The organism is Agrococcus casei LMG 22410 (assembly GCF_900163565.1).
Taxonomy (GTDB): domain Bacteria; phylum Actinomycetota; class Actinomycetes; order Actinomycetales; family Microbacteriaceae; genus Agrococcus; species Agrococcus casei.
The window spans coordinates 241,475-261,214 of record NZ_FUHU01000020.1 but is presented as its reverse complement, the minus strand read 5'-3'; the positions used below and the strand labels follow the sequence as shown (position 1 = coordinate 261,214).

Genomic DNA, 19,740 nt, shown 5'->3' with positions numbered 1-19,740 from the left:
AGGTTCGGCCCAGGCGCGCGACCGTGACAGAGCGCCGCTCCCCGGTGGTGACCACCTATGCGCCAGTTGCGGCTGCCTCCATCGTATCCCGTGCCGAGATGCTGGCCCATGCCCCGGATGCTGGAATCCCGCCAGCATCTCAGCACGCATCGGCACATTCCCAGCATTTCAGCACGGCTGATGAACACGGGGGTCGCCTTGCGAGAGCAGTGTGCGGATCACGCGGATGCACGACTCAAGGCGGTAGATCACGTCTGCGTACCCGAAGCGGTGCCAGCGCAGGCCAATGGCAGCGAGCTGCGTGTTGCGGCGGCGGTCCTTGCGCGCCTGATCCTCGTCGTCGTGGGTCGCGGAGCCATCGGCTTCGATGCACAGCCAGCCGTTGATGACCAGATCGAGCCGGCCTCCGCGAAACGGCACCTGAACATCCACCGACCAGCCCTCGTCTTGGCACGCGAGCCTGAGGATGCTCTCAAGACCCGACTCGGCTCTCCCGTCGACACGCTTCAGCCACGATCTCCGTCGCTCAGGCAGCAGACGTGCGAGCTTCTGCAGGTCTGATCGAACGATGCGCTTCTTGTGCAGGGCACTGTCGATCGATGCGATGGCATCGTTTCGGGATGCGCGGCTGCAGTGCTGAGCGAGGGCATCCAGAATCGAGACGCGCCAAGGCGCCGCTGGGTCGAGGGCGAAGGCGCATTCAATGCGACGGGTTCCTGGTTCGAGAGGCGCACAATGAGCGCCAGGCTTCACCGCGAGCCAAGTGGAATCCTCATGCGTGACCCAGACGCCGGCGGTGACCAGTGCCGTGCTGCCTGCCACGCGCCCGTGCGATGCGAGCGCCTTTGCGATGCTGGGATGCGCATCCGGCCGCACCACCCAGCTGCGCGCCGGCGCGATCAGACTTCCGCAGCCAACAGCTGACTGCAGGGAGCGCTTCGAGTGTCCCAGCGCGTAGAGCGCTCGTCGAGTGGTTGCGCCGCCGAAGCGTGCGACATCTGCCAGCAGGTTTTCCATGCGGCCAGCCTTCCTCCCGGATGGGGGCTGATGCGGCAGTTCTTCTCGCCTGTGCAGAGCGAGAACTGTGGAAAGCGCCCCTTGGGCAAGCACGGGCTGGCCAGAATGCTGGGATGGGCGCAGTTGTGCCTGAAAAGCTGGCCCGGGACCAGCAGTTGAGGCACACGCCAGCTATTCAGAACAGCAGCAGCCAGCCACCCTCACCGCCGCGACGAGAACGCCATCAGCGCGATCGCGGCCACGGCCGACAGCAGCAGCGTCCACGGCAGCGCGGCAAAGCCGAACGCGCCGATCACGATCGTGCCCAGCAGCGCTCCGCCGCCGATGCCGATGTTGAAGCCCGTCGTGTAGAGCGCCATCGTGGGCTGCAGCGCCCGCGCCGGCACCACGTGCATGGCGCGCGTCTGCAGCAGCGGCGGCAGCGCCCCGAACGCGAAGCCCCACAGCAGCACGGCGCCGATGACGACCAGAGGCGCGTCGAACATCAGCAGCACGATCATGCCCACCACGATCAGCAGCAGGCACACGATCGCCTCGACCGTCGGCCGCTTGCCGAACCAGATCGAGAGCAGCACGAGAGCCACGACGCCGACGACGCCGTAGAGCAGCAGGGTCGGGCTCAGCCACGTCTCGGGCAGCCCGCCGTGCTCGACGAGGTAGGGCGTGATGTGCGTGTAGACCGCGTACTGGCCGATCATGACCAGCGTCGTGCTGACAATGGCCGCGATGACGGGGAACAGCCAGGCGCGCTGGCTGCGGGCCGGCGCACCTGAGGCGGCCCCCGCATCCGCCACCACGTCGACCGGTCCGGTCTGCGCGACCACGTCTTCTGCACGGTGGTCGACCGCGGGCAGCACCTTCGCCACGACGAGCGCGGCCACGATCGAGACGATGCCGAAGAATGCGAAGGCCCAGCGCCATCCGATCAGCTGTCCCATCAGCGTCGCCAGTGGCACGCCCAGCACGAACGCAACCGAGCCGCCCGCGTTGACGATCGCGACCGCGCGACCGAGCTGCGCCTTGGGCACGAGGTATGCCGAGTACGACCCGACGACAGCCCAGAACACACCGTGCGCGAGGCCGCCGGCGATGCGCAGCGCCACCACGGCGCCGAATCCAGGTGCCACAGCGACCCCGATGCACGAGAGAGCGAAGACCACCAGCACGATCACGACGAGCAGCTTGCGCGACACCTTGCGCGTCAGCCAGATCAGCAGACTCGACGTCAGCACGACCGTGAACGCGAACACCGTCACGAGCAGCCCGACGAGTTCGGCGCTGACGTCGAGGTCGCGGCTCATCGGCAGCATGAGGCCCATCGGCAGCATCTCGACGGTGATGTTGACGAAGATCGTGAACGACAGCGTCAGCAACGCCGCCATCGGCAGACGGGCCGGAGCTGTGGTGCGTGCTGAAGAGGGCATCGATCCAGAATAGAGTGAATCCGTGCCACAGCATCACTGGATACTCTCGTTCGTCTGCGATGACATGCCCGGAATCGTCAACGCCATCTCTGGCGCGATCGTCGACTGCGGTGGAAACATCACCGAATCCCAGCAGTTCGCGTCGTCGAACGGCCGGTTCTTCATGCGTCTGCAAGTCGAGGCGGATGCGCCCCGCGCCGATTTCGAGGCGAGACTTACGCAGGTGGGCGAGCGGCATCAGATGGAGTGGCAGCTCGACGACGTGGGCCGCCCGCTGCGCACCCTCGTGCTCGGGTCGACGGCCAAGCACTGCGTCAGCGATCTGCTCTTCAGGCAGCGCGAGGGCCAGCTGCCGATCGATGTGCCGCTGGTGCTCTCCAACCACGAGTCGCTCAGCCGCATCGCCGACTTCTACGACGTGCCCTTCGAGCACCGGCCCGTGATGACGGCCGAAGAGAAGCAGGCGATGGAGGCTCGCATCCTCGAGCTCGTCGACCAGCACGACATCGAGCTCGTGGTGCTCGCGCGCTACATGCAGATCCTCTCCGAAGACCTCTGCCGTGCGCTCGAGGGTCGCGCGATCAACATCCACCACTCGTTCCTGCCCGGCTTCAAGGGCGCGAACCCATACCGCCAGGCGCACGACCGCGGCGTCAAGCTGATCGGCGCGACCGCGCACTTCGTCACGCCCGATCTCGACGAGGGCCCGATCATCGAGCAGAACGTCACGCGCGTCGACCACTCGCACTCCCCCGCCCAGCTGCAGCACATCGGGCAGGACGTCGAGTCGCAGACCCTCACGCGAGCCGTTCGCTGGTTCGCCGAGCACCGCGTACTGCTCGACGGCGACCGCACCGTCATCTTCAGGTAGCAGCCGGGGCCGACCGTCAGGCGCTGATGGCGGCGAAGGCAGCGTCCGATCGCGCCTCCGCTTCGCGGTCCCAGGTCGCACCGGTGATCATCAGCTCATCGACGCCGACTCGCTCGACCATCGCCTGCAGCCGCCTCGTGACGACATCCTGCGTGCCGTAGACGACGCCGCGCATCCCCGTCTCCAATCGCTCGCGCTCGCGGTCAGTCAGTGCCGAAGCGTCGAGCTCGGCTGCCGGCCGCAGCGGATCGAAGGCACCCGTCGAGCGCGACAGCACGAGCGACCACACCTCGGGCAGCGCAAGGTCGTGGGCCCGGTCGGCAGTCTCGGCGATGTGCGCAGACACCGACAGGATCGCGTGCGGATGCGCGCACCGCTTCGAGGGGCGAAACTCGCGGCGGTACTCGGCCACGGCATCCGCATCGGCAGCCTTCGGGCCGCCCAGCACGAGCCCCAGGCCCATGCGGCCGGCGAACCCCGCACGACTGCCGCCGGTCAGCACGAACAGGGGCGTGTCTGCGACCGGCTGCGGCTGCATCGTCACTGACCCCTGGCCCGAGAGATAGCCGAGAATCTCACTGACGTCGTCGTCATAGCGCCACTTCGCCGGGGCGTCCTGGCGCAGAGCGGCCCGCACCGCCTGTGTGAATCCGACGGATGCGCCGAGCCCTCCGTCGATGCGCCCCGGAAACAGCGCCTCAAGGGTCGCGATCTGCTCAGCGGTCATCATCGGCGGGCGCGCCGGCACCATGAAGCCACCGGCCCCCACGCGAATCGTCGACGTCGCCTGGGCGATTGCCGCCATGAGCAGACCAGGAGCCGACCCGACGATGCCCGGCACCGCGTGATGCTCGGCGACCCAGAGGCGACGGATGCCCAGCTCTTCCAGGTGCGAAGCACGAGTCACGACGCCGGCGAGGGTGTCTGCAGCGGTCTCCCCTGCCCGCGAGTTGGCCCGGTCGAGCACAGAGACAGGAACAGAGAGACGATCCGGCATGCCGCCATTGTCTCAGGGCGCGGCCCCGCACATCCGTTCACTGGATCCGGCCTGAGCCACCACTACTCTCTTGCGACGGATGTTGCTGGATTGGTTCAGCCTCAGTAGACGATGTTCTTGGCTCGCCTCCGACCCTGCGGTCTGGCTGTCGGATGTCATGACCAAGTGGATTCGGCACCGCCACGGGCTTCACGCGCGCCGCTGTGCCGCCCGTTGTTGAGACGACGAGGTTTCGCAGCCATGTCGGTCGAATGATTACCAATGTCACAGCTCCGATCACGATCAGTCCAATAATCACTGTCAGTACTATTCCGGTCTGCGACATGCCGCTGGCGTACAGCGTCACGGGCTCGCCATTGTGGGAGATCGCGCTCCCATTCTGGACCGACTGTGGGAAGGGGACCCCCACTTCTGTTACAACTTGTCCGGTGACGCCATGCTGAGCAACTAGTGGAGCCAGCGAGGGATTGAACCATACATGCGTCGCGGACTCGAACAAACTGGGCTGCGTCGTCGACAGGTTAAACTCCCCACCATCTGTCCAGGACTGGTACGAACCCTGGAAATCGTCGGCGTTGTCACCAGCGATCTCCACGGTGTAGACCACGCTGTCGCCATCTTCGCGTGCCTGCAGCGAACCAGCCGCTTCCCCCGGAGACAGCAGCATCTCGAAACCGTCTCCTACTAGAGCTGCGTCGCTCGCGGCTACTGTGAATTCTGTCTTCGCATTGACGCTCCCGTTGGCGTCAATCTGAACCTTCTGGTCTATCGACTCAAACGCCGGCGCATACTCGAATGCTGTTGACGTTCCCGGCTGGAGCCAGACTTCCGCACTCCCGGGGGAGAAGGAACTCGGCGCAGTCACCTCGTCAAACAACTGCATCACATCAGAGCCACAGATCTTATCGCAGGTTGCTTCGTTGGCAACAGTCACCTGAACCACGGCGGGTCCTCTCTCTGACGGGCCGCTTTCCACTGAGAAGTATGCGTCGTCGGTAGAGAGAACAGTATTTGTGAGATTTGTGATCTCCTCTGGTGTGCCCGAGACCTCAACGCTCCAACGATTGCCCTCATGCACCACGTCGAGACCGTCTACCAGAACTTCGTCAAAGTAGGACTGGTATAGCTCTTCGGGTCCGGACCCGGAGACAAACATGATCTGTCGCTCAACGTTGTCCAGGTCGATGATCTGTGTGGCCATCTTCACCTGTGAGAAGCCATTGTTCACGGTTATATTCTCATTGATGTCGGCCCAAGACTCGTGAGTCGTTCCATCAAACTCCACGACAGTGGTGCCGAGCGAATAGAGGTTGCTTGCTCCCTGGCTTCCATCAATCACACCGTCTTCGACCAACCCGTCGAACAGCCACGCCAGCAAGTCGTAGCTGGTGAATTCCTCTTCGATGATGACTCCATTCACCAGCTTCGAGTCAATAACCTCAAGCTTCGGCGTTGCGATGCTGTCATCCGACAGTCCGAGGAGTGCATCGATCTTCTCGACGTACTCTTCGGTTGACGAAAACTCCAACACGAACGTGGCTTCCAGACCCCCTTCAGCATTCTGAGAGATCCCCGAGTAGTCCAGATCATCAGGGACTCGCTCTACGATGGATGCCTCAAGGGCAGCCGACCCGCCCTTTACGTTCTCCAAGTCACTTTCGTCCAGAACCAGCAGAATCTCGCGCGACCCCGACCCGTCTGTCTCGACGGTCAGCACGGTGCTGATTTCGGCGCCACAAGCCGTCAGCACGAAGGCGAGGCCAGTCACAGTGAAAAGTCGAAGCAGTTTCGACAGCCATCCGGGCCGTCTGTTATTTCGGTGCTCTCGAGAGTCGGACATCGCTTCGTCGCGCACAATGCATCCTTAGTTGTCTTCAAATATACCGAACTGACCGAATAATGGTCGCACACATCTGCTATTTCGTCACTTCTCCTGTCGCCCGCCCATCCGTTCATCAGGCGTTCACCGAAGTCGCGTCAGACGGCAACGTGCGCTCAATAGAGTGCTGGCGTCCGCAGGCCGATTGCTCCTGCCCTCTACTGAAGGACCTCCCATGCACATTCGCAAGAAGACCGCCGCGAGCGCGACCGCGCTGCTGTTGGCCGGTGGTGCGCTGCTCGTCGGCCCGACCGCCGCGAACGCAGCCGAGCATCCGTCTGGCGTCGCCATCAACGAGATCAACTCGAAGGGCGACGATTTCATCGAACTCATCAACACCGGCGAAGAAGCAGTCGACATCTCGGACTGGACCTTCACCGATGACAACACCGACCGCAGCGACGACCGCGGTCGATTCGAGCCTGGTACGACGATCGAACCCGGCGCAGTCATGCTGCTCTGGGGCGAGGGCCACACAGAAGAGGCCTTCGCATTCGGCCTCGGAGGCGGCGACGAAGTCAACGTCTTCGATGGAGCAGGCGAAGTCGTCGATGCCCACGCATACGCCGACCACGCAGGCGACGGCAACACCTGGGGTCGCATCCCCGACGGCGCGGGCGCTTTCGTCCTGACCGCTTCGACGCCGGGCGAGCTCAACCACCCCGCCGACATCGAGACCGTCGAGAGCCCCATCGTGATCAACGAGATCGAGTCGAACGGCGACCCCGTCGACGACTGGGTCGAGCTTGCAAACACCGACACCGAGAACTCGATCGACCTCTCCGGCTGGTCGATCATCGACGGCGACCCGACGCACGAGCCCCTCGTGTTCCCCGAGGGCACCGAGATCGAATCCGGCGGCTACTGGAGCATCTACACCGACGCCGAGCAGGGCGACGCAGGCTTCGGACTCGGCGGCAACGACTCGGTCACACTGTTCAACGCTGACGGCGACGTCGTCGACCAGACCTCGTGGGAAGGCCACTCGGTCACCACGTGGGGCCGCATCCCCGACATGACCGGTGAGTTCGCCGTCACGGGCGAGCCCACGCGAGAAATGCCCAACGTCGAAGCCGGCGAGGCAGAACCCGTCAACAGCACCCCGTGGCCGTGGGCTCTCGACGAGATCGTCGCAGCTGACGCCCCCGGCACCTTCGACGGCGACATCTCTGGCGTCGACTTCGACGAGCAGGGCAACGCCTACGCCGTGCACAACGGAACGGGCGAGCTGTTCGTGCTCGAGTTCGCGGACGGCGGCACGGATGCGCAGGTCACCGCCTCGTACCAGCTGCGGTACGCAGACGGCAGCGGGATCCCCGACGCTGAAGGCGTCACGGTCGGCGAAGGCGGAGCAGTCTTCGTCGCAACCGAGCGCAACAACGCCGACAACGGCACGAGCCGCCCGTCGGTGCTGCGCTTCGAGCTGCCTGCTGACCCGTCGATCGGCGAGCTCGAGCTGAGCGCGACGACCGAGTGGAACCTCGTCGACAGCGTCGGCACCCTCGGCGCCAACAGCGGCCTCGAGGCTGTCGAGTGGCTGCCGAACGCATTCGGCGGCGTCTACGCCGTGGGTGTCGAGGGCACCGGCGAGGTGCTGTTCGTCTCGCTCGCAGCCGACGGCTCGCACGAGCTCGTCAACCGCTACGCATCGCCGTTCCAGGGCGTCATGGCGCTCGACTACCAGGAGCAGTTCGGCGAGCTGCTCGTCACGTGCGACGAGGTCTGCGAGGGTCGCAGCGTGCTGCTGACCATCGACGGCGACGAGATAGCCGAGTCGTCAAACGACAGCGGCGTGCTGCTGATCGACAGCCCCGAACTGCTGCCGAACGTGGCCAACGAAGGGTTCGCGTCGCACATCACAGTCGAGGCGTGCCCGGCGGATGCGCAGGGCCAGCAACAGGACGGCTTCGTGCAGACAGTGCGTCAGCTGTGGGGCGACGACAATGCCACTGACGGCGTCTCGCTGCGCACCGGCATCTCGGTGATCACCGAGTGCGCACCCGCAACAGCCGACGACGACAACGGCACCGGCGATGACGGAACCGGCGACGACGGAACTGGCGACGACAACGCCGATGACGGATCAGTCGACAGTACAGGTGGCAACGAGCTGCCCGAGACCGCAGGGGCTCCGGCACTGTGGATGCTCGCAGCGGGCATGATGCTCGCAGCTGCGGGTCTGCTCACACTGCGCGCCCGCAAGGTCTAGCCAGACGACCGCATGCAGTCAGAGAGCCCGACTACTCCCCGTCAGTCGGGCTCTCTGAGGGCAGCGAGTTCTGGTACGCGCGCTCCATCGCCTCAGCGACCTCGCTGCGAGCGAGTTCGAAGTCAGGATCCTCCGAGAGGATCAGCGGCGGCACGAGCTCGAGGTTCTCGATCGGCAGCACACGAGTCTTGTCAGCGAGGTCGGTGAGGTATCCGATCATCGACTGCGGAATATCGGTCTGCACGAAGTCCTTGCCGGCCTCGGCCAGCCCGTTGTACGAAGTCAGCAGCGTCTGCGGCGTGAACTGCTTGATCACTGCCTCCATCACCTGCCGCTGGCGCTCCATGCGGTCATAGTCAGACGAGTCGGCGCGCGAGCGGGCGTACCAGAGGGCCGTGTAGCCATCCATCACCTGCTCACCCGGCTCGATCCACGCCTCGACCGGGCCACCGGTGATGCCGATGGGCACGCGCTTCTCGACGTTGATCTTCACGCCGCCGAGCGCATCCACCAGGTCTGCGAAGCCCTGCATGTCGATCACGACGTAGTACTGGATCTCAAGCCCGGTCACGCCCTGCACCGCGTCACGCGTTGCCTCGAGCCCGGGGTCGGAATTGTTCTCTTCGGCATCCGGGTAGAGGTCGGGGTTGGCCATGCCGTACGTGTACGCGGCGTTGATCATGCAGTCTGCGCCCGCGCAGTTGAAGCCGTTGGGCCAGTGCGAGGCCATGGGCGAGTCCTCAGGGAACGGCACGTTCATGAGGTTTCGAGGGATGCCCACCATGGTGGCCGCACCGGTCTCGGCGTTCACCGTCACGACGGCGATCGAGTCGGGCCTGAGGCCCTCGCGGTCTTCGCCGGAGTCGGCGCCGAGCAGCATGAACGTGTAGTGGCCGTTGATCGGGTCTTGCGTAGGGCCGCTCGCCTGGAAGACATCGTTGATGAAGCCGCGCGACGCATCGAGCAGGCTTGCGACATAGCCAGCGGCACCGACGGGAACGATGATGGCGACCAGCGCCGCCACTGCGACACTCCACTTGCCAGCACCGCGTATCTTCACGAGCTTCGTGAGCCTGAGGGTGTCGAAGCCGATCACGAGCCAGATGATGCCGTAGGCGATCACGATGATCTCAATCCCGAGCATGGCGATGCCGTTGCCCACGATCGTCAGCAGCAGTCCGCGGTTCACGAACCAGAGCAGCAGCGCAAGCAGCGCGATGCCCCACATGATGAACGTGGTGACGAGGCCGAAGCGGCCGAGCTTGCGATTGCCCGCTGCGATCTGGGCGCTGCCGGGCAGCAGCAGGCCCATGATCACGAGCCACCAGCCGCGCCGATGCATGACCTTCGGCATCTCGGCGACGGGATGCCGAAGCGTCACCTTGGGAGCAAGCAAGCTCACTCGCCGGCCTCCTCGATGATCCTCTTCAGCAGCGACTCGTTCTTGCGCTCGACCTCGTCGCGCAGATTCGCAGCGAACGTCTCGAGGCGAGCGCGGAGGTCGTCGTCGAATGCGCCGATCATGCGCGCAGCCAGGATGCCCGCGTTGCGTGCGCCGGAGATCGACACCGTCGCAACGGGGATGCCGGTCGGCATCTGCACGATCGACAGCAGCGAGTCGAGGCCGTCGAGCTTGTCGAGCTGCACAGGAACCCCGATGACCGGCAGCGTCGTCAGCGATGCGACCATGCCAGGCAGGTGCGCTGCCCCTCCGGCGCCGGCGATGATGACCTTGATGCCGCGACCGGCGGCGGCCTCAGCGAACTCGACCATCTTGTGCGGTGTGCGGTGGGCCGAGACGACCTCTACCTCGTGATCGACGCCGAGCTCTGTGAGCACGGTCGCCGCCGCCGCCATGACTCGCCAGTCTGAGTCCGAGCCCATGATGATGGCTGCCTGAGTCACGCTGACCTCCCGAGTGTGCCGTGGCTTGCTGGTGCCCGCGTCGGGCGAGTCCAAGAGTACGGTCTAGACCTCAAAGAATCGTGCACCGACGCCCGCGCGGTCGGCAACACGCTGAACATCATCGCCGATCGCGGTGACGTGGCCGACCTTGCGGCCAGGCCTCGCGGTCTTCGCGTACGAGTGGAAATGCACGTCGGGGCAGGCTGCAAGGGCGTTCGCGTAGACGTCTTCCATGCGGCCGCTCGAGGGCCCTCCGAGCACGTTGACCATGACCGCAGCGGGCCGCACCATGTCTGCGGTGCCGAGCGGCAGGTCGAGCACGGCACGCAGGTGCTGCTCGAACTGGCTCGTGGTCGACCCTTCGATGGTCCAGTGACCGGAGTTGTGCGGACGCATGGCCAGCTCGTTCACCACCACCCGCCCATCCGCCGTCTCGAACAGCTCGACGGCCATGACGCCGGTCACGCCGACACCCTCTGCGATCAGGTGCGCGATCTCTGCGGCCTCTGCTGCGCGCTTGCGGGCGTCGCCGGCTCCGGCCCTGGCGGGCGCGTAGACCTCGGCACACACCGAGTCGCGCTGCACCGTCTCGACCAGCGGCCAGCTGACGATCTCGCCGCGGATGCTGCGAGCGAGCTGCTGCGAGAGCTCGCGGGTGAAGTCGACGAGCTCCTCGACCAGCAGCTGCGGGCCCTCGCCGCTGACAGCCGCGTCGATCCAGTCGCGCGCATCCGTCACGCTCGTCACGCGCCGCACGCCCTTGCCGTCGTAGCCGCCCTTCGCGGTCTTCAGGATCGCGGCGCCGCCGTGTGCGTCGAGAAACGCCTGCAGATCGTCGTCTGAGTCGACGGGCGCCCAGTCGGGCTGCGGCGCACCGAGCTCGCTCATGCGGCGGCGCATCTCTCGCTTGTCCTGCGCGAACAGCAGGGCGTCGGGGCCGGGAGCCACGCGGATGCCCGCATCGACGACCGCACGCAGCACGTCTTGGGGAACGTGTTCATGGTCGAACGTGAGCACATCGACACCGCGGGCGAACTCGAGCACCGTCGCGGCGTCGCGGTAGTCGCCCACCGCGGTCTGCGCGAGCTGTGCGCTCATGCCGTCGGCTTCTGCCAGCACCCGCAGCTCGATGCCGAGCTGCACCGCGGCAGGGATCATCATCCGGGCCAGCTGCCCGGCGCCGACAACGCCGACGATCACGCTAGGCCTTGGGCTCGAGCGTGCGGCGTCCGAGTGCGATGACCTTGAAGCCGGCGTCGTGCCAGCGCTTGCGGTCGAGGGTGTTGCGTCCGTCGATGACCACCTTCGCGGGGCTCTCGAGCGTCGCGGGGTCGACCTCCTTGAACTCTGCCCACTCGGTGCCGACGACAATCACGTCAGCCTCGGCCACTGCCTCGGCAAGAGTCGAGCGGATGTCGAGGTCAGGCTGCACGCGACCTGCGGTCTCGCCGGCCTTGGGGTCGTAGCCGCGCACCTCGTAGCCGTCGGCCGTCAGGCGCGCCGCCACGTCGAGGGCTGCCGAGTCGCGCACGTCGTCGCTGTTGGGCTTGAACGCGAGACCGAGCACCGCGACGCGCTTCGAGCCGAGGGCGTCGAGCTCACGAGCTGCCAGGTCGACGACGTGGTCGCGACGGCGCAGGTTGACCTTGTCGACCTCCGAGAGGAACTGCAGCGACTCGGTGGCACCGACCTCTTCTGCACGCGCCTGGAAGGCACGGATGTCTTTGGGAAGGCAGCCGCCGCCGAAGCCGAGGCCCGAGTTGAGGAACTTGCGGCCGATGCGCTCGTCGAGGCCGATCGCGTCTGCGAGCTCGGTGACGTCGGCACCGACCTGTTCGGCGATCTCTGCCATGGCGTTGATGAACGAGATCTTGGTCGCGAGGAACGCGTTGGCGCTCACCTTGACGAGCTCGGCCGTTGCGAAGTCGGTGACGATGCGGTCGACGCCCGTGTCGAGGATCGAGCGGTAGACCTCGTCGAGCTGCGCGACGCTGGTGGTGTCGCCGTCGCCGATTCCGTAGACGAGGCGGTCGGGGCGCAGGGTGTCCTGCACTGCGAAGCCCTCGCGCAGGAACTCGGGGTTCCAGAGCATGCGGGCGCCGGTCGACTCGATCTCGCTCGCGAGGCGAGCTGCGGTGCCGACGGGAACGGTCGACTTGCCCGCGATGAGCGTGTGCGCGCCGATGTAGGGCTTGAGCGACTCGATGGCCGAGTTCACGTAGCGCAGGTCGGCCGCGTTCGAGCCCTCGGTCTGCGGGGTGCCGACGCCGATGAAGATGACCTCGGCGTCTGCGACCTTCGAGAAGTCATCAGTGAATGACAGTCGTCCGGTTGCGACCTGTTCGGTCAGCAGCTCGTCGAAGCCCGGCTCGTAGAAGGGCGCGTGGCCCGAGCTGAGCATCTCGAGCTTGCGGGGGTCGACGTCGACGCCGACCACTTCGTGCCCGACCGAAGACATTGCTGCAGAGTGCACAGCCCCGAGGTATCCGCATCCGATGACTGCGATCTTCATAGTTCCTCCGCCGGTTCTTCCAATAGCTCATTCAGCGCTCGATGCACGAGCGATGCGTTGGGCACATCAGCAAGCACAATAGCGCGTTCTCCACCTGTAGACACGAGAACGTCTCCGGATCTGAACATCATCTGCAGGCCGCGTCTGCGCAGCGTGACGTCGTGCACGCGGTTCAGCTGCACCTCGCGGCGTATGCCGCCGAAGCCCGACCGCAGCGTGACCCGCCTGGTCGTGAAGGTGTAGCGGCGCGACATCCACGCCAGAAACGGAAACACGCACAGGATCGCGACCAGTACGCCGCCTGCGATCAGCACGACCGCATTCCAGGGCGACCAGTCGACTCGTCCGAGCAGGAACATCGTGGTGAAGCTCAGCGCCCACAGCACGAGGGTCGGCAGAATCAGCGTGCGGGCATGGGGCCTCACACGAGCGATCACTCGCTCATCCTGCGGATCGGACATGCGTCTAGTCTGCCTGTTCGCCGCCGGTTCGCGCGCTTTGCCACGCCTCGGGCCTCAGGTGCACGACGTCGCCCGCGACCACGGCCGTCTCGCCCGCGTCGGTGTCGATGACCAGGCCCCCATCGTCATCGAGCCGCACAGCTCGCCCTCTGATCATGCGGTCGCCCGGCAGTTCGGCGCGCACGTCGAGCCCGAGCGTGAGGCATTCGGCTTCGATCTGCTCGCGGAGGGCAGGCGTGCCGAGCTGGCCGGCCAGCTCCCGCAGATGGGCACGCATGTCGTCGAGCACGCGCTCGGCCAGAGCTGTGGCCTCACCCTCGGCACCCGCCTGCCGCAGTGAGACTGCGGTCGGAAGCAGCGCATCCGCCTGCTGCACGAGGTTGACCCCGAAGCCGACCACGACGGCACCGTCGCGCATCTCGCACAGGATGCCCGCGACTTTGCGGGCTTCTCCGTCGATCTCGATCTGCACGTCGTTCGGCCATTTGACCCCGACCGGATGCGCGACAAGCGGTCGCAGCGCACGCACCAGTGCCAGCCCGGCCGCCAGTGGCAGCCAGGTCATGCCCTGCTCGGGCTTCACCAGCACGCACGCGGCGAGCGACTCCCCCGGGGTCGACTGCCAGGTGCGATCGCGCCGGCCGCGACCTGCGGTCTGATTGAGCGTCGCCCAGGTCGTCCATTCGGCGGCTGCCGGGTCGGCGTGCTGAAACGTCGAAGGCGTCTGCGCATACATATGAGTCGTTGGCTCGAAGCGCCTGTCTGTTGCCATGGCACCAGAGTAATGCTCGGCCGCTGGGCCGCCTCATCGGAATATCCTCGGATGCCGCGGCGCGACAACGTACACTCGGATGCGTGACTGAAGAGAACGAGAAGCTCCAGACAACGGCCGGCCGAGTCGCCGACCTGAAGACCCGCCTGTCAGAGGCAGTCCTCGCGAAGGAGGAGAAGGCGAAGGAGCGGCAGCACGCCAAGGGCAAGAAGACCGCCCGCGAGCGCATCGCCGAGTTCGTCGACCAGGGAAGCTTCGTCGAGTTCGACACGTTCGTGAAGCACCGCACGACGGCCTTCGGCATGGAGAAGAACCGGCCCGCCGGTGACGCAGTCGTCACGGGCATGGCGACCGTGTTCGGCCGCCGCGTTGCCGTCTACGCGCAGGACTTCACGACCTTCGGCGGCTCGCTCGGCGAGGTCGCGGGCGAGAAGATCGTCAAGGTCATGGACTACGCCCTCGACCTGAAGATTCCGCTGATCTCGATTCTCGACTCGGGCGGCGCGCGCATCCAGGAGGGTGTCGTCGCCCTCGGCAAGTACGCGCAGATCTTCAAGCGCAACACCGCCGCGAGCGGTGTGATCCCCCAGATCTCGATCATCATGGGCCCGGCAGCCGGTGGCGCCGTGTACTCCCCCGCCCTCACCGACTTCGTGATCATGGTCGACAAGTCGAGCCACATGTTCGTGACCGGCCCCGACGTCATCAAGACCGTCACGGGTGAAGAGGTCGGCTTCGAAGAGCTCGGCGGCGCCCGCACGCACAACGAGGTCTCGGGTGTTGCCCACTACCTCGCGGCAGACGAAGACGACGCGCTCGACTACGTGCGCGCGCTGCTGTCGTATCTTCCCGACAACAACAAGGTCGAGGTTCCCGCCTACGACCACACTGCCGCTCGCGTCGTGAACGACCACGACCGCAGACTGAATTCGATCATCCCCGACTCGCCGAACCAGCCGTACGACATGGTCGAGATCATCGAGTCGCTCATGGACGACAACGAGTTCCTCGAGGTGCAGCCGCTGTACGCGCCCAACATCACGATCGGCTTCGGCCGACTCGAGGGCCGTTCGATCGGCGTGATCGCCAACCAGCCGAAGGCCATGGCAGGCACGCTCAACATCGAGGCCGGCGAGAAGGCCGCGCGGTTCATGCGCTTCTGCGACGCCTTCAACATTCCGGTGCTCACCCTCGTCGACGTGCCCGGCTACCTGCCCGGAACCGACCAGGAGTGGTCGGGCGTCATCCGCCGCGGTGCGAAGCTGCTGTACGCATACGCAGAGGCGACGGTGCCCCTCGTCACGGTCATCACGCGCAAGGCCTACGGCGGCGCGTACATCGTGATGGGCTCGAAGCACCTCGGCGCCGACATCAACATTGCGTGGCCGACCGCCGAGATCGCCGTCATGGGCGGCCAGGGCGCCGTGAACATCCTTTACCGCGGGCAGCTGAAAGACGCCGAGAGCAACGGCGACGACGTCGAGGCAGTGCGCAAGCAGCTCGCCGACGACTACACATACAGCGTCGCCAGCCCCTACCTCGCAGCAGAGCGCGGCGAAATCGACGGCATCATCGAGCCCGCCGAGACGCGCGTTGCCGTGTCGAAGGCGTTCCGCTTCCTACGGTCGAAGCAAGTCGCAGGGCCCGACCGCAAGCACGGCAACATTCCTCTCTAGGAGGCGCTCATGTTCGATTCACTCGCGTACTCGCAGACGGCCAAGGCCAAGTCACCGGCGCCGGCTCCCGGAGTCGATGCCAAAGAGATCTACTCCGACATGCAGATCGTCGCCGGCAGCCCCACGACAGAAGAGGCCGCGGCAGTCGAAGCGGTGCTGACAGAGATGGCAGCCGAGTGGGGCGAGACGAAGCACCGCAAGGTGCTCGGCTGAGTTCATGACGCAGCAGCCGACCCGCGCATCCGCCGCCACTCGCATCGCCTTCACCGCAGTGCTGCTGATCGCAGTCGCTGATCTGCTCACGTCGCTGGTGCTCGCCGTCAGGATCTTCGGAGGATCGGCGGGCGTCGGCCCCGTGGTCGCGGCACAGTTCGTGATCCTGCTGAGCGAAGCGGCCGCGCTGACCCTCATCCTCGCCCTGGTACTCTTTCCGTTTCGGGCGGGCCACATCGCCGGCATGATCATCGCCGTGCTCTACACCATCGCACTCTTCGGCGTCGGCGCGTTCTCGCTCGTGCAGGTCGGAGACCTCTCTGGAGCAGCCACGATGCTCTTCAGCGTGTGCTTCGTGATCGCGGGCGGCGCTGCTGTCTACGCGATGCGTGCCGCGCGCCAAGGGCAGACGGGCGTGCCCAGGCTGCCGCTCGTGCTTGGTCTCGTGGCAATCGCTGTGAGCCTGCTGCTCGGCTTCCTGTCGCCGTTCATCTCGGGCACGACGGGCAACACCGGCGTGCCGCTGCTGTCGCTGCTTGCGTCGCTGATCCCGAGCCTCGCGGTCGTCCTGATCGTCGTGCTCGCGGCGTTCGAGTCACTTGCGACGCGCCTGACCGCTGCGGGCGTCTCCGTGCTGCTGGCGCTGGCCTTCGGTGCGCAGGCGATCAACAGCCTGGTCGTCGTGTACGCGCGCGACCAGGCTCTGGGGCTGCTCGCGAAGACCCTCGCTGTGCTGATCGCGGCGGGTCTGCTCGTGTGGGCTGCTCTCGCAAGCCGCAAGCGCCAGCGGGTGCTCGTCAGCCCGCAAGCGCCGCAGTGACCTCGGCGAACGCCGACGACTCGGGGTCGATCAGCTCGTAGTGCCCGCAGTTCGGAGTCGAGAGACGGATGCACGAGTCGCGTTCCGCAAACCGCCTCGAGTACTCGACCGGCACCTCGGTGTCGTTTACGCCATGCACGAGCGCAATCTCGCCCGCGGGCAGCGGCTGGCTCATGGGGTCGGCGCCGGCTGCCGGTGCTCCGCCGAGAAACTCGTCGGCTGCTCCGTTCGACAGGCCTTCGCGCTGGGCGGCTGCCAAGTCGAGTACTCCTGCAAGGGAGACGACCCGCGCATCCGTCTCACCCGCCGCGAGCATCGCGAGGTGGCCTCCGGCTGAGTGGCCGACGACGGTCAGGGGTGCCTCTGGGGCCCCGACCAGCGACCGCACCCCGCGCACCAGGCCGCGGATGTCGTCGACGGATCCGGGGAACCCGCCGCCCGGGTCGCCGACACGGCGAAACTCGGGCAGCGCGACGATCCACCCGGCATCAGCGAGGGCCGCGGCCATCGGGCGCAGGTGCATGCGGTCGTAGCGAGCGCGCCAGAAGCCGCCGTGCACGAGCAGCAGCACGCCGCGCGAGCCTCCGTCATAGACGTCGACCACGCCCGTCGGCGCCGCGCTGTATCGCAGCACCCGATCGGGATCGCGGGCAGAGCGCTCGAGGATGTCGGTCACGGCAGGTCAGCGGGCGAGGCCGGCGGCGATGCGCGAGATCGCGTGCTCGACCTCGGCGAACGACGTCGACAGGGGTGACAGCCCGAGCCGGATGCCTGCCGGGGGCCGGAAGTCGGGGATGACGCCTTCGCTCCAGAGCTCACCGATGAGCGCGGGAAAGCGCTCGTGGTCGATCGTCACGTGGCCGCCGCGCACCGCAGCATCTCTAGGCGACGTGAGCTCGACGCCCGACGGCGCGAGCAGCGCGTCATAGAGCTCGATCGCAAACTCTGTCAGCGCCACCGACTTCTCGCGAATCGCCCCGATGCCCGCCTCTTCGACGAGATCGAGCATCGCCTCGATGCCGATCATCGCGTTCACGGGCGGTGTGCCCGAGACGAACCTGCGGATGCCCTCTGCCGGCTCGTAGACCGGGCCCATCTCGAACGAGTCGCGCACGCCCATCCATCCCTGGATCGGCTGCTGCGCCAGCTCGTGGTGCTCGGCGCGCACATACAGAAAGGCCGGGGCTCCCGGTCCGCCGTTGAGGTACTTGTACGAGCAGCCCGCCGCGAAGTCGACGCCCCAGGCATCGAGCTCGATCGGCAGCACGCCGACCGAGTGGCAGAGATCCCACACGACCAGGCCGCCGGCCTCGTGCACGGCAGCGGTGATCGCCGGCACGTCGGCGACGAAGCCCGAGCGAAACGCCACGTGGCTGAGCAGCACGACAGCGGTCTGGTCGCCGATCACGGCAGCGACGTCGTCGGGCGTGACCCCGGCGCCGAGCTCGACGTCGATCCAGCGAATCGTGCGCCCCGTGTCACGGGCGATGCCCTCGACGATGTAGCGATCGGTCGGAAAGTTGCCCCTATCGACGACGATCTCGCTGCGATCGGGGCGTGCCGCGAGCGCCGCGTGCACAAGCTTGTAGAGCGAGACCGTGGTCGAGTCGCCGACGATGGTCTGGCCTGCGGCGGCTCCGAGCGTGGCTGCTGCGATGCGGTCGCCGAGGGCGAGGGGCTTCGCGAACCAGCCTTCGTCCCAGCCGCGGATGAGCCTGCCGCCCCACTCGGTCTCTACGAAGTCAGCCCAGCGCTGCTTGGCAGCCAGCGGCGGCCTGCCGAGCGAGTTGCCGTCGAGATACGCCGGCACCGCCGGGTCGTCGTGCCCTGCGAACTGACTGCGGAAGCCGGCCAGCGCATCCTGTGCATCGTGCTGCGCTGCGCGCTCTGCCCAGTTCATCGTCCGACCTCCGTGCGCACTTCGAACAGCTCAGGAAAGAACGTGAGCTCAAGCGCCTTGCGCAAGAACGCGACGCCGCTCGATCCGCCCGTGCCTCGCTTGAAGCCGATCGTGCGCTGCACCGTGCGCATGTGCCTGAAGCGCCACTCCTGAAAGTTGTCTTCGAGGTCGACGAGCTCTTCGCACGCTTCGTACGCGTCCCAGTGCTCGGGCGCGCCGTCGTAGATGACCTTGAACACCTCGACCAGCGCGGGGTCGCTCACATGCGCCTTCGACACGTCGCGCTCGAGGATGCTCTCGGGGATCGCGTAGCCTCGGCGGGCGAGGTAGCGCAGGAACTCGTCGTAGAGGCTCGGCGCCTCGAGAATCCGCTCGAGCTCTTCGCGCCACTCGGGCTCGCCGTCGAACACGCGCAGCATGCCGCGGTTCTTGTTGCCGAGGGCGAACTCGACTGCGCGGTACTGGGCCGACTGGAATCCGGATGCGTTGGCGAGCGTGCCGCGGAACTGCGCGTACTCGGTGGGGGTCAGGGTCGCCAGCACCGACCACTGCTCGGTCATGGTCTTCTGGATGTGCTTGATGCGGGCGATCTTCTTCATCGCATCGCCCAGGTCGTCGGCGGCGAGGCTGCTGATGGCGGCGCGCAGCTCATGCAGCACGAGCTTCAGCCAGAGCTCAGAGGTCTGGTGCTGGATGATGAAGAGCATCTCGTCGTGGTGCTCGGGATCGCTCAGCGGGTGCTGCGCCGACAGCACGCGGTCGAGGTCGAGATACGACCCGTAGGTCATCTGCTCGCGCAGATCGGTGTGGATTCCCGACTCGATGTCACGTGTGTTGTCGTTGTCACCCATGGTCGCCTCTCTGCGCGGCAGGCTTCGTCGATGCCGCGGCGACTACGAGTCTATGTCGACGATGGGATTCGGGACGTGCCCCCTTCGCCATTTTCAGGGACTGAGCGGGGCTTCGACGGGATTATCCAGATGACGATGCTGTGCACGCCGAAAAACGGCGACGAATCTGCAGAGACCTCGAAGCAGCGAAGAGCCCCGCACTCATGAGCGAGTGCGGGGCTCTTCAGCGGATG

General features: G+C 66.1%; 18 protein-coding genes and 1 riboswitch. Of the genes, 5 read left to right on the top strand and 13 right to left on the bottom strand.

The features are described 5' to 3' along the window. A riboswitch (ZMP/ZTP riboswitch) is annotated at positions 1 to 80 on the bottom strand. Between the two features lie 88 nt (positions 81 to 168). Both CZ674_RS04205 and CZ674_RS04200 read right to left on the bottom strand, forming a co-directional pair. After that, positions 169 to 1,017, bottom strand: coding sequence for an endonuclease domain-containing protein (locus CZ674_RS04205; protein WP_086991269.1), 849 nt, complete (start codon positions 1,015 to 1,017; stop codon positions 169 to 171). A gap of 200 nt (positions 1,018 to 1,217) precedes the next feature. Beyond that, positions 1,218 to 2,441, bottom strand: a complete 1,224-nt coding sequence (locus tag CZ674_RS04200) for an MFS transporter (protein ID WP_086991268.1) — start codon at positions 2,439 to 2,441, stop codon at positions 1,218 to 1,220. A gap of 22 nt (positions 2,442 to 2,463) precedes the next feature. Between CZ674_RS04200 and purU the strand changes: the two genes are divergently transcribed. Next, positions 2,464 to 3,312 (top strand): formyltetrahydrofolate deformylase, encoded by an 849-nt coding sequence (gene purU / locus CZ674_RS04195; RefSeq protein ID WP_268802382.1) that lies wholly within the window; start codon positions 2,464 to 2,466, stop codon positions 3,310 to 3,312. A 16-nt stretch (positions 3,313 to 3,328) separates the two neighbouring features. Here the strand turns inward: purU and CZ674_RS04190 are convergent, their stop codons facing one another. Further along, positions 3,329 to 4,309 (bottom strand): MsnO8 family LLM class oxidoreductase, encoded by a 981-nt coding sequence (locus CZ674_RS04190; protein ID WP_086991266.1) that lies wholly within the window; start codon positions 4,307 to 4,309, stop codon positions 3,329 to 3,331. Between the two features lie 37 nt (positions 4,310 to 4,346). Then, complete coding sequence (locus tag CZ674_RS04185; RefSeq protein WP_143244625.1) at positions 4,347 to 6,077, bottom strand: hypothetical protein; 1,731 nt, start codon at positions 6,075 to 6,077, stop codon at positions 4,347 to 4,349. A gap of 286 nt (positions 6,078 to 6,363) precedes the next feature. Between CZ674_RS04185 and CZ674_RS04180 the strand changes: the two genes are divergently transcribed. Further along, positions 6,364 to 8,397, top strand: a complete 2,034-nt coding sequence (locus CZ674_RS04180) for a lamin tail domain-containing protein (protein WP_086991264.1) — start codon at positions 6,364 to 6,366, stop codon at positions 8,395 to 8,397. Between the two features lie 31 nt (positions 8,398 to 8,428). On the opposite strand, the gene CZ674_RS04175 is transcribed toward CZ674_RS04180, so the two are convergent. From CZ674_RS04175 to CZ674_RS04150, 6 genes are all read right to left on the bottom strand, one after another. Continuing rightward, positions 8,429 to 9,799: an LCP family protein gene (locus CZ674_RS04175; protein WP_086991263.1), complete on the bottom strand. Its 1,371-nt coding sequence runs from the start codon at positions 9,797 to 9,799 to the stop codon at positions 8,429 to 8,431. Then, positions 9,796 to 10,281 carry a 5-(carboxyamino)imidazole ribonucleotide mutase gene (gene purE, locus CZ674_RS04170; protein ID WP_086991304.1) on the bottom strand — a complete coding sequence of 162 codons (486 nt, stop codon included), beginning with the start codon at positions 10,279 to 10,281 and terminating at the stop codon, positions 9,796 to 9,798. Before purE ends, CZ674_RS04175 begins: the two co-directional genes overlap by 4 nt. A gap of 84 nt (positions 10,282 to 10,365) precedes the next feature. Then, positions 10,366 to 11,502: a 5-(carboxyamino)imidazole ribonucleotide synthase gene (locus CZ674_RS04165; protein ID WP_200810039.1), complete on the bottom strand. Its 1,137-nt coding sequence runs from the start codon at positions 11,500 to 11,502 to the stop codon at positions 10,366 to 10,368. Position 11,503: 1 nt separating this feature from the next. Then, complete coding sequence (locus CZ674_RS04160; RefSeq protein WP_086991262.1) at positions 11,504 to 12,814, bottom strand: UDP-glucose dehydrogenase family protein; 1,311 nt, start codon at positions 12,812 to 12,814, stop codon at positions 11,504 to 11,506. Then, complete coding sequence (locus CZ674_RS04155; protein WP_086991261.1) at positions 12,811 to 13,275, bottom strand: PH domain-containing protein; 465 nt, start codon at positions 13,273 to 13,275, stop codon at positions 12,811 to 12,813. Before CZ674_RS04155 ends, CZ674_RS04160 begins: the two co-directional genes overlap by 4 nt. Before the next feature lie 4 nt (positions 13,276 to 13,279). Further along, positions 13,280 to 14,047, bottom strand: a complete 768-nt coding sequence (locus CZ674_RS04150) for a biotin--[acetyl-CoA-carboxylase] ligase (RefSeq protein ID WP_086991260.1) — start codon at positions 14,045 to 14,047, stop codon at positions 13,280 to 13,282. An 83-nt stretch (positions 14,048 to 14,130) separates the two neighbouring features. On the opposite strand from CZ674_RS04150, the gene CZ674_RS04145 reads away from it, so the two are divergent. From CZ674_RS04145 to CZ674_RS04135, 3 genes are read left to right on the top strand one after another with little or no spacing between them, the layout of a single operon-like run. Beyond that, complete coding sequence (locus CZ674_RS04145) at positions 14,131 to 15,723, top strand: acyl-CoA carboxylase subunit beta (RefSeq protein ID WP_086991259.1); 1,593 nt, start codon at positions 14,131 to 14,133, stop codon at positions 15,721 to 15,723. A gap of 9 nt (positions 15,724 to 15,732) precedes the next feature. Further along, positions 15,733 to 15,936, top strand: coding sequence for a hypothetical protein (locus CZ674_RS04140; protein ID WP_086991258.1), 204 nt, complete (start codon positions 15,733 to 15,735; stop codon positions 15,934 to 15,936). Positions 15,937 to 15,940: 4 nt separating this feature from the next. Next, the gene (locus tag CZ674_RS04135; RefSeq protein ID WP_086991257.1) at positions 15,941 to 16,756 is read left to right on the top strand and encodes a hypothetical protein; all 816 of its coding nucleotides are present in this window, start codon (positions 15,941 to 15,943) and stop codon (positions 16,754 to 16,756) included. Here the strand turns inward: CZ674_RS04135 and CZ674_RS04130 are convergent. The 3 genes from CZ674_RS04130 to kynA are packed head-to-tail and all read right to left on the bottom strand — an operon-like array spanning position 16,734 to position 19,507. Then, positions 16,734 to 17,432 carry an alpha/beta hydrolase family protein gene (locus tag CZ674_RS04130; protein ID WP_086991256.1) on the bottom strand — a complete coding sequence of 233 codons (699 nt, stop codon included), beginning with the start codon at positions 17,430 to 17,432 and terminating at the stop codon, positions 16,734 to 16,736. The genes CZ674_RS04135 and CZ674_RS04130 overlap by 23 nt on opposite strands. A 6-nt stretch (positions 17,433 to 17,438) precedes the next feature. Further along, positions 17,439 to 18,656, bottom strand: a complete 1,218-nt coding sequence (gene kynU / locus CZ674_RS04125) for a kynureninase (protein ID WP_086991255.1) — start codon at positions 18,654 to 18,656, stop codon at positions 17,439 to 17,441. Beyond that, positions 18,653 to 19,507, bottom strand: coding sequence for a tryptophan 2,3-dioxygenase (kynA, locus tag CZ674_RS04120; protein ID WP_086991254.1), 855 nt, complete (start codon positions 19,505 to 19,507; stop codon positions 18,653 to 18,655). The genes kynU and kynA overlap by 4 nt, the downstream gene beginning before the upstream one ends. Positions 19,508 to 19,740: the final 233 nt, after the last annotated feature.

Bases quoted from the DNA above. Each gene is read 5' to 3' on its own strand.
- CZ674_RS04150 (WP_086991260.1), bottom strand. From the start codon at position 14,047: ATGGCAACAGACAGGCGCTTCGAGCCAACGACTCATATGTATGCGCAG.
- CZ674_RS04160 (WP_086991262.1), bottom strand. From the start codon at position 12,814: ATGAAGATCGCAGTCATCGGATGCGGATACCTCGGGGCTGTGCACTCT.
- CZ674_RS04135 (WP_086991257.1), top strand. From the start codon at position 15,941: ATGACGCAGCAGCCGACCCGCGCATCCGCCGCCACTCGCATCGCCTTC.
- CZ674_RS04140 (WP_086991258.1), top strand. From the start codon at position 15,733: ATGTTCGATTCACTCGCGTACTCGCAGACGGCCAAGGCCAAGTCACCG.
- kynA (WP_086991254.1), bottom strand. From the start codon at position 19,507: ATGGGTGACAACGACAACACACGTGACATCGAGTCGGGAATCCACACC.
- CZ674_RS04190 (WP_086991266.1), bottom strand. From the start codon at position 4,309: ATGCCGGATCGTCTCTCTGTTCCTGTCTCTGTGCTCGACCGGGCCAAC.
- kynU (WP_086991255.1), bottom strand. From the start codon at position 18,656: ATGAACTGGGCAGAGCGCGCAGCGCAGCACGATGCACAGGATGCGCTG.
- CZ674_RS04155 (WP_086991261.1), bottom strand. From the start codon at position 13,275: ATGTCCGATCCGCAGGATGAGCGAGTGATCGCTCGTGTGAGGCCCCAT.
- CZ674_RS04180 (WP_086991264.1), top strand. From the start codon at position 6,364: ATGCACATTCGCAAGAAGACCGCCGCGAGCGCGACCGCGCTGCTGTTG.
- purE (WP_086991304.1), bottom strand. From the start codon at position 10,281: ATGGGCTCGGACTCAGACTGGCGAGTCATGGCGGCGGCGGCGACCGTG.
- CZ674_RS04205 (WP_086991269.1), bottom strand. From the start codon at position 1,017: ATGGAAAACCTGCTGGCAGATGTCGCACGCTTCGGCGGCGCAACCACT.
- CZ674_RS04200 (WP_086991268.1), bottom strand. From the start codon at position 2,441: ATGCCCTCTTCAGCACGCACCACAGCTCCGGCCCGTCTGCCGATGGCG.